Raw genomic sequence first — 7,672 nt, 5'->3', positions numbered from 1 at the left:
TACAAAAGCTGCCTGATATCTAATTTGTCATTTTCAATGTGCTATAAATGAATTAGCTTTATTAAGGTTACCCAAAATGCAGGTAATGGCTAATTTCTAACATTTTCAATTTACTCCTTGACATTTCTTAGCTGGACTTTGATATGCTCAGGCCTTACGGCCTGTTTTACTGTTACAGTTCTAAAGGCCGCAGGTTTTTTCGGAATCTAAAGAGTGACACCCGTAAATTTGAAAAAGATTTCCTGCGGCCTTTTCTGAGGAGCAAAAGCCCCGTGACTTCCTACCTTTTCAGGCTCTTCTGTATCTCCTCCATGTCGCGGATGATCCGGTCAAGACTCCTGTTCATGGCATCGAAGGTCTCCTGGCGCTTCTGTTTTTCCTTCTTTCTCGCGTCATGGATCTCCGAAATGATATAAACCGCCAACACTCCGATTCCTATCATTCCTGCAGAGCATAAAAATGTAATGATCGCTGTTTCCATCACACGCCCGCTCCTTTCCTGTTCGCCTCAACAATGGGCAGTATCTGATTCCAGTACTTAATGACCCAGTTCGTGATGAACCTACCGTCATATTCGGAAACCGGTGTATCGGCGGGATACTTGTCCTTGTCCGAGACCACCTTCCTAAGCTCCGCCTCGGTCACGCCCGACTCCTCCATAAGCTCCCTAAGTTTCTCCAACGGGGATATCTCCTGTTGCACCGGTGCAACGCCGCCGAAAAGATGAGCGATACGCTTAAAATCAAGCTCCATCTCATCCGGCAGACCGTGCCTGTTCTTCGCATCCCAGGATGCAGTATGTGAAGCATACATAACCCTCCTGGTTCCGCCCGTGCCCTTATGGTGCTTATTCTCCGTGGACACGACATAAGTCTTGAAATTTGCGAACAGCTGGATGTCGCACCACTCACGGACGAGCGGTGACACGTTCTTTGACATCTTCAGCTCGTATCTGTCAAAGCTGCCCGCCTCATCCGGAAGCTCGAACTTCTTGATCTGTGCGTGTGCGCATATCACCACATTCACCCCTGCGGCGATCACCTTATCCAACTCGTGCAGGAGGTTCTCGAATTCCTCCCGCAGATACACATAGCCCTTGCCATATCCAAAACTTTCCAGCCCGTCGGTCTTATACTTGCGGCAGATGTACTTCACGCATAACGCCTCTGCCCAGTCCCCGGTATCTACGATGAGCGTCCTACAGACACTCGGATCAGCCGCCACATCCCGTACCAGCTGTAACAGTTCTTCCCATGTTTCCGGTTTCTGCGTCCTCTTTACATTCATGGAATCCGTGCCGTTCTCAAGGTCGATAAAAAGCGGATCAGGAAACTGTGCAGCAAAGGTGCTCTTCCCTACGCCCTCGACCCCATCCACCACGACACGCAGTGGACGCTTTACCTTGCCCTGTGATATGTTTAACATTGCTCTGTACCTCCTTTACTTAAGCGAGCAGTTGTTCTTGATAACCAGCTTTACGCCGGGTATCTTTGCATCATTTTTAACCAGCTTCTTGACCTCGTCCTTAATGACCTCCGGCGGCTTTATGCGAACACAGTCGTTATGCCCGTTATCATGGAGCCATGCACACGCCTTGGCAGAATCAATGACCTCAAGGCTGTCAGACTTCCGATAGGAAACCGTGGCAAATCCCAGATCCTTCTTCTCACCGCCGCACTCACGGTCTAAGATGGAAATGATTTTCTCTTCCTTTCGCTCCAAAGCCTTGCGCCTCTTGGAGAGCCTTTCCTCCTCCGCTTTCAGTGCCGCCGCATCGGATCTGATGTTGAGAGCGACCATAGCGATATATTCAAGGATCCGATCCCTCTCCATTTCCAGCGCATCCAGTTCCTCAAGCACCGCCTCCGTGTTCTCGCCGATCTCTCCGGTCTCCGGATCGAAGTCCAGTCTGTCGAGCGCAGACTGTATGGCGGCATTTACCTCGTATAGCTTCATCCCTTCCTCCCTTCCGCTGCGGCCTATACGCCGTCAGGCTTAACCTCGTGGATCTCAACCGACTCGACACTCTGTCCGGGAGACAGTAAATACACTGTCGTGAAATCCCCGAACAGGAAACGAAGGAGCCTCCTGGGGAGCCTTTTGTCGGCTCCCTCCAGAACCCTCTTTTTAGCTGCTGTTTCGTCGGTCACGTTGATCTTTACTCTGTGTTTCAATCCCATTTCCGATTCCTCCTTTCATGGGTGCTGTTTGCCTTTACACTTCTAAAGGCCGCGCCCGGAAGCGGAATCTAAAGGCCCCGGAAATGTTTTCTCAATTCCTCATTCGCGGCGAGCTTCCTCATAATGTCTTTTACGATCTGACCTACCCTCTGCTCCGAGATTTCAAGCTTTCCGCTGGCATACACATTTGTCTTTCCCCTTCGGAAAACGATCTCATAAACCTCCTGCTCCCTCTTGGTAAAGCCCTGCACAAGCCTCCTCATGCATTCTGTGGCGGTCTCGGGCTCATCTTCGAAGGGATTGACGGAAAGCTCCAATTCTATATTGGAAGAGTCCCCGATCTCGTTCTCCCCCTCGTCTTCGTTCTCCGTGGTCGCCTGGTAATAGATATAGGTACAGTGGCGGCTTGGCAGGTCAGCAGGATGCGGATCACATCCATACTCCTCCCTGTATTTCCTTATGAAATCCTCTCGCTCCTTTTCCCGAAGCGCCTTGTCGAAATCGTCAAGCTGGATGTCCTTGCAGTTTTGTCTCGCCTCAGCGTCATCTATTCTGTGCATAGCGTCCGTGAGCGCCTCCTTTTCCACGAGCGTGATATTCAAGGTGGTATCCTTCAACGGATCGAACGTGGCTATAACATGACCATCCTCGTCGATCTGCTTGTACACAGCCCTTGGATCTTGAAGCCGCAGTTCTGCCCTCTTTTGGGGATCCTTTTCCTGCTTCATCTTCTCCTGAAGCTCTGCCTTCTTTGCCTTACTGATGCTTGGTGTTTTGTGGAATCGCATTTTCGCGTCCTCCTTTCTGCTTTTCCAGCAGAGCGGTGGACACGAAAAAGGCCGGTGTTTCCAAAGATTCACCGACCGGTTGCTTTGGAAATATACCCAAGCACGACAAGTAAACGGTGGACTTCGGAATTTTGGAAAAAGGATATAGGTATCCCTTGTTTCTTTTTTCCTTTTAATGTCCACCGCCCTGCGTAAACTCGAGTACTTCCGCAAAGCGGGAAATTTATTGCTTATTTATGTTGTTGAAAATCGCTTGTCATGATATAATGGTTTATATGTGTTTATGTGGTTTTTTACTTGAATACTGACAGGCGGTCTGGGTTCCTCCTTTCACTTAAAATTCTGGAGTAGCGCACTGATACGGTCAATTTCCGCAAGCGACAGTTTAGGAGTTGATTTCAGTCGCTCAGAGAAATATTAGGGGTCGCTCAGTCTGCCGGTGTTTTGAAATAAATCTGGAGGTTATCTTATGGCTGATCAGACTGCGCCTTATCTTTGTGGCGGTGTGTTCTTTACCCTGCTTGTAGAAGCGAGCCGTGAACGCGTTTCCCCCACGAAGGGATATAAGGGCATCAAGGGCGATGTCCGCGACGAGTACATCATGAAAGATCTGGTGGAGCTACCCGGAAAAGGATTTGCGAATTTCGATAAACAGAGCGATTTTGGCGACAGCGTATCAAAATACAAGAATTGCAGGAGCGACTACGGCATGTCCATGCCATTTCGCAAGTATGAATACAAGGAGAGCCTTCGTGAAAAGATCACCCAGGACACAGACCGCGCCCTCTACCTGATGTCAATAATTCTTAAGAAATACTTTGCAATGAAAAAACGGGGTGACGGGATATACCCGCTTGACCTCGCCGTCAGAAAAATCCTGTATGTGATAAAGAAGGATGATGACATAGGGCGTGATGATGAGTTGCTATGTGGTAAAAACTGTACCCCTATTAAAAAGAAAGACCTCGTACAGGCAAAAGCCATAGATATACAGCCTTTCCTTCTGGGTGTGTGGAACTATATCCTGCAGAACAGACCGGATAATAAGCACGGGCAGGATACACTTAAGCTGATCTATCTCGATAAGGAAAACCCAAACGACACAGGTGATTACAATCCATCCTTTGCAAATGGCTTCCGTACCGATCTTATCGTGAACCGCCCATCCTTTCCAGGAGTTGAGGCTAAACTCTCAGAAGCATATGGGGATGATATACATGACCCTGCGGCATATGATATCCCTGTCGTGGAAGGCGATGTGATCGAACCGAATAGTGAATCAGGCAGGGACAGTTTCCAAGAGGATGGCGATTGCACAAAGAGCGGATCAACCATCAACTATATCAACAACGGTGTCATTGTCGGATCAGTTCTTGGCGACCTGCATCTGTAAGGAGAAGTGACCATATGAATGATTTGTTACCACAACCAAATACCCCACCCTCCTTGCATCGTGCAAACATGGAAACGGAAAATCTCCAAAACGAGCTGTCACCGGCGGCCTATGCTGAACTTATGAACATGGTGACCAAATGCAAGCCGGAGCATGTTTCCATTGGCAAGGTGGAAGGAAATGTGATTGTCGATGAGGAATCAAATGTCCCCTTCCCCATCGATATCAGCCATGATTATTTCAACCTTTTCGTCATTGAGGGCGAAAAACTGCGGTCACGCCATTTTCAGATGATTCCTGAATGCTGCCTATGCGAAGAATATGCCACGGAGAGGCCGATAGCCAAGTGGCTTAAACCACTCACGAAAAGGGAAATAGCCGAGATCATGAAGTTCCCTACCATTGTGGCGAACAAAACACGCAGATATAATGGTGAGATCGACCCAACACAGAAATTTCATTATGGACATTTAACTGATATCGATGTACAGCATGGAATCATTTATTTCGGATTTAAGATGTCTGACTCCATAGACCAGTCGCTGATCGAATCACTTGTGGAAGATCTCCATATCGTTACCAAGCCACGCACCAGCGAATTTACCGAGATACACTGGTCCGTAAAGAATGCCGACCTGATCACCACGCTAAGCCGTCACGTGAAGCTTTCAAACCCCAAAAACTGAAGGAGAAGGAATACTATGGGCAAGGAACAAGAACTTGATAACGAAAAATGGGTGAATATCGAAGATGTGGCAGAGCATTTAAGTGTCACACCGGATACCGTTCGTACCTGGGTGCGCTCGGGGAAGCTCCCCGCAAACAAGGTCGGGAAGAGATACAAATTCAGGCTTTCTGAAATCGATAAGCTAGTACTCGAAGGAAAACTCTGATAAGCCTGGACGCTGGAAAGGAGCTATTATGCAAGATGATGAGATTTTAGGCAAAAAGACCGCCGCCATCAAAACAATAATGCCCACAAAGAAATCCTTCGAGGGTAATACAAAACCTATTACTCCCACTCTCGTCAACTATTTCTTTGGCAGGAATGGTGCAGGAAAATCCACGATAGCAAAAGCCATCGAGGCAGATGACGGCGTTGTTTGGGAAGATCTTAAAACACATGATTCTTTCGATGTAAAGGTTTACGATCAGGATTACATCGATGAAAATTTCACTGATTATACAGGGCTGACCGGACGCCTGATATTCCATAAGGCCAATGACCAGGCGATCAAAAAACAGGACGCCATCAAGGGCAAAATAGCGGATAATAGAAAAGAAATAACGGATTCACAGGAAGCCATTGGCAAGCTGTTATCCGATGATGATATTGCAAAGAAATACTGGGATCCATTTTGGAAACTGACCGATTATTGCAGAAAAACCTTCAAGAAATCAATGGCTGGATGCCTGAACGGAAAGGAACCCTTCTTTCGTGAGGCGAGTGCAAAGTGTGCAAGCACCACTCCCGTTGAGCATGATCCCAAGGCTCTAACCGAGGAATATAATGCCCTCTTCGCTTCAGACCTCCAGAAATATCCCACGCTGTCTTTTCCTTCAAATGCATACTCATTTGAAAACCTGCCAGGAGCGAAGCTAATGGGCACAGAAATCACCAGCAGCAGCAACAGACCATATGCCCTGTTTATCAAGAAGCTGGATGCCATGACCTGGGTGCAGACAGGCGTTGAGCATTATGCGTATCACGAAGAAAACAAGGACGGATTATGCCCTTTCTGTAAACAGGGACTTCCAAAAGAATTCAAGCAGGATATTGCAGACCTCTTTAACGAAGACTACGCCAGGAATATGGCAAGTCTGAATGCATACCTGGATTCCTTCAAGCAGACTCTGTCCTCGCTCTATCTTTCTCTCCGGGAGCTGGCAAAGAATCCATTCTCTGCCGTTTCTACATCTGCTCTTAATGCGCAGATTGAAACCCTCGGCACCGTAACGCAGGAATGCCTGAATACCATCCGTGAGAAAATTGCTAATCCCTCCGGCAAGTATACGCTTCCGGACATCCGCTCTGCAATTGAATCGATAGAACGGACTGTGAAGGATCTGAATACAAAGATTGAAGATAATAACAAACTCTTCAAAGAACGCGGCGACAAAGAAGTAGAACTGAAAAAGAAAGTATGGGAGTATGTGGCATTCTTGCTTGAGGATGATAACAAGAAATACCGCAAAGAACTGAAGGACACGGAGACACAGCGAACGGCTCTCTCCGCTCAGCTTAAAGCTCAAAAAGAAGAACTGGTCAAACTCCAGAAGGAACTTGAGGAAGCCAACTCGGAAGGTGTCCCTACTGAGGAAGCAATGTCCAAGATCAACGACCTCTTGCGGCACTCTAATTTCCAGGGCTTCGAGCTCCGTCCGGAGGATGGAAAGGAAAATGTATACGCCGTTATGCGGATGAAGGACGGTAAGCCTTATGAAGTTGCCGACAAGCTGAGCGAAGGCGAGCGCAGCTTTATCGCCTTCCTGTATTTCTACTATGATGTTCTTGGTTTCAAAGACGATGATGACAACAAAAAGAAAAAGCCCAAGGTCGTCGTGATCGATGACCCTGTCTCCAGCATGGATGACAGTGCCCTATTCATCATAGGCTCCCTTGTGAAGCAGCTTGCCGAGCGTTGCAGGATGCGTGGCACCCTTGTGGACGACAAGTATGGGGATGCTCAGATCGACCAGATTTTTATACTTACACATAATGTACACTTTCATAGAGACATCACCGCAGGTCGCTCCGTAGCTGATTATTATGACACTACCTCATTTTTCCTTGTTCGGAAGGAAAATAGCCGTTCAGAATGTAAGCGCTGTGTCAGACCATGCAGTGCCGGTCAGCATGAAAACTATAACCCGGTCAAGAACAGTTATTTCACCCTTTGGAGTGAATACAGGGAACTTAGAAGCCCCTCCGCGCTTATCAACGTCATGCATCAGATACTGGAGTATTACTTTGTTCAGCTCTGTGGCTATGATGGCGAAAAGCTCATAAATACCATTTTGAAAGAGCGGGAGGACAAGTTCTTCAACCGCCTTTCCGATGGGACGCTTGACACATCAGAATATAACCTTGCCGAAGCATTTATCTCCAAAATAACAACACCTCCATCCGTCATTGCCGAGGAGCACTTCATTGAGGACGAGAGCGATCTGGAACGCTACCGTGATATTTTTGAGCGTATCTTCCGGGCAATGGATCAACAACAGCATTTTGATATGATGATGGAAAGCGTTAACTGGAATAAATCATGATATGTATATTCCACGGCTTACTGCCGATACTACATAATGAA

9 protein-coding genes are annotated in these 7,672 nt (G+C 47.5%); 4 read left to right on the top strand and 5 right to left on the bottom strand.

What is annotated here, in order from left to right; all coding sequences use genetic code 11:
* Positions 1–280: 280 nt before the first annotated feature.
* The 5 genes from J6O61_RS18870 to J6O61_RS18850 form a co-directional block, all read right to left on the bottom strand.
* Entirely contained in the window at positions 281–481 is a 201-nt protein-coding gene (locus tag J6O61_RS18870) for a hypothetical protein (protein WP_292215857.1), read from the bottom strand.
* Positions 481–1,425, bottom strand: coding sequence for an ATP-binding protein (locus tag J6O61_RS18865; RefSeq protein WP_292215856.1), 945 nt, complete (start codon positions 1,423–1,425; stop codon positions 481–483). The genes J6O61_RS18870 and J6O61_RS18865 overlap by 1 nt, the downstream gene beginning before the upstream one ends.
* A 15-nt stretch (positions 1,426–1,440) precedes the next feature.
* Positions 1,441–1,956: a siphovirus Gp157 family protein gene (locus J6O61_RS18860; protein WP_292215855.1), complete on the bottom strand. Its 516-nt coding sequence runs from the start codon at positions 1,954–1,956 to the stop codon at positions 1,441–1,443.
* A 23-nt stretch (positions 1,957–1,979) separates the two neighbouring features.
* Positions 1,980–2,180, bottom strand: coding sequence for a hypothetical protein (locus J6O61_RS18855; RefSeq protein ID WP_292215854.1), 201 nt, complete (start codon positions 2,178–2,180; stop codon positions 1,980–1,982).
* 68 nt (positions 2,181–2,248) lie between these two features.
* Positions 2,249–2,968, bottom strand: coding sequence for a hypothetical protein (locus tag J6O61_RS18850; protein WP_292215853.1), 720 nt, complete (start codon positions 2,966–2,968; stop codon positions 2,249–2,251).
* A gap of 469 nt (positions 2,969–3,437) precedes the next feature.
* Between J6O61_RS18850 and J6O61_RS18845 the strand changes: the two genes are divergently transcribed.
* From J6O61_RS18845 to J6O61_RS18830, 4 genes are read left to right on the top strand one after another with little or no spacing between them, the layout of a single operon-like run.
* The gene (locus J6O61_RS18845; protein WP_292215852.1) at positions 3,438–4,361 is read left to right on the top strand and encodes a hypothetical protein; all 924 of its coding nucleotides are present in this window, start codon (positions 3,438–3,440) and stop codon (positions 4,359–4,361) included.
* A 14-nt stretch (positions 4,362–4,375) separates the two neighbouring features.
* Positions 4,376–5,047 carry a hypothetical protein gene (locus tag J6O61_RS18840; RefSeq protein ID WP_292215851.1) on the top strand — a complete coding sequence of 224 codons (672 nt, stop codon included), beginning with the start codon at positions 4,376–4,378 and terminating at the stop codon, positions 5,045–5,047.
* A 15-nt stretch (positions 5,048–5,062) separates the two neighbouring features.
* Positions 5,063–5,254, top strand: a complete 192-nt coding sequence (locus J6O61_RS18835) for a helix-turn-helix domain-containing protein (protein WP_292215850.1) — start codon at positions 5,063–5,065, stop codon at positions 5,252–5,254.
* Positions 5,255–5,282: 28 nt separating this feature from the next.
* Entirely contained in the window at positions 5,283–7,631 is a 2,349-nt protein-coding gene (locus J6O61_RS18830) for an AAA family ATPase (protein WP_292215849.1), read from the top strand.
* Positions 7,632–7,672 lie beyond the last annotated feature (41 nt).

Source organism: Butyrivibrio sp. (assembly GCF_017635265.1).
Lineage (GTDB): Bacteria > Bacillota > Clostridia > Lachnospirales > Lachnospiraceae > Butyrivibrio.
Note: the sequence above shows the minus strand (reverse complement) of the source record. Positions and strands in the feature narration are given on the sequence as shown.

What these genes read in the sequence shown, in the direction of transcription:
- J6O61_RS18870 (WP_292215857.1), bottom strand. Translation starts at nt 481, where the DNA reads ATGGAAACAGCGATCATTACATTTTTATGCTCTGCAGGAATGATAGGA.
- J6O61_RS18865 (WP_292215856.1), bottom strand. Translation starts at nt 1,425, where the DNA reads ATGTTAAACATATCACAGGGCAAGGTAAAGCGTCCACTGCGTGTCGTG.
- J6O61_RS18860 (WP_292215855.1), bottom strand. Translation starts at nt 1,956, where the DNA reads ATGAAGCTATACGAGGTAAATGCCGCCATACAGTCTGCGCTCGACAGA.
- J6O61_RS18855 (WP_292215854.1), bottom strand. Translation starts at nt 2,180, where the DNA reads ATGGGATTGAAACACAGAGTAAAGATCAACGTGACCGACGAAACAGCA.
- J6O61_RS18850 (WP_292215853.1), bottom strand. Translation starts at nt 2,968, where the DNA reads ATGCGATTCCACAAAACACCAAGCATCAGTAAGGCAAAGAAGGCAGAG.
- J6O61_RS18845 (WP_292215852.1), top strand. Translation starts at nt 3,438, where the DNA reads ATGGCTGATCAGACTGCGCCTTATCTTTGTGGCGGTGTGTTCTTTACC.
- J6O61_RS18840 (WP_292215851.1), top strand. Translation starts at nt 4,376, where the DNA reads ATGAATGATTTGTTACCACAACCAAATACCCCACCCTCCTTGCATCGT.
- J6O61_RS18835 (WP_292215850.1), top strand. Translation starts at nt 5,063, where the DNA reads ATGGGCAAGGAACAAGAACTTGATAACGAAAAATGGGTGAATATCGAA.
- J6O61_RS18830 (WP_292215849.1), top strand. Translation starts at nt 5,283, where the DNA reads ATGCAAGATGATGAGATTTTAGGCAAAAAGACCGCCGCCATCAAAACA.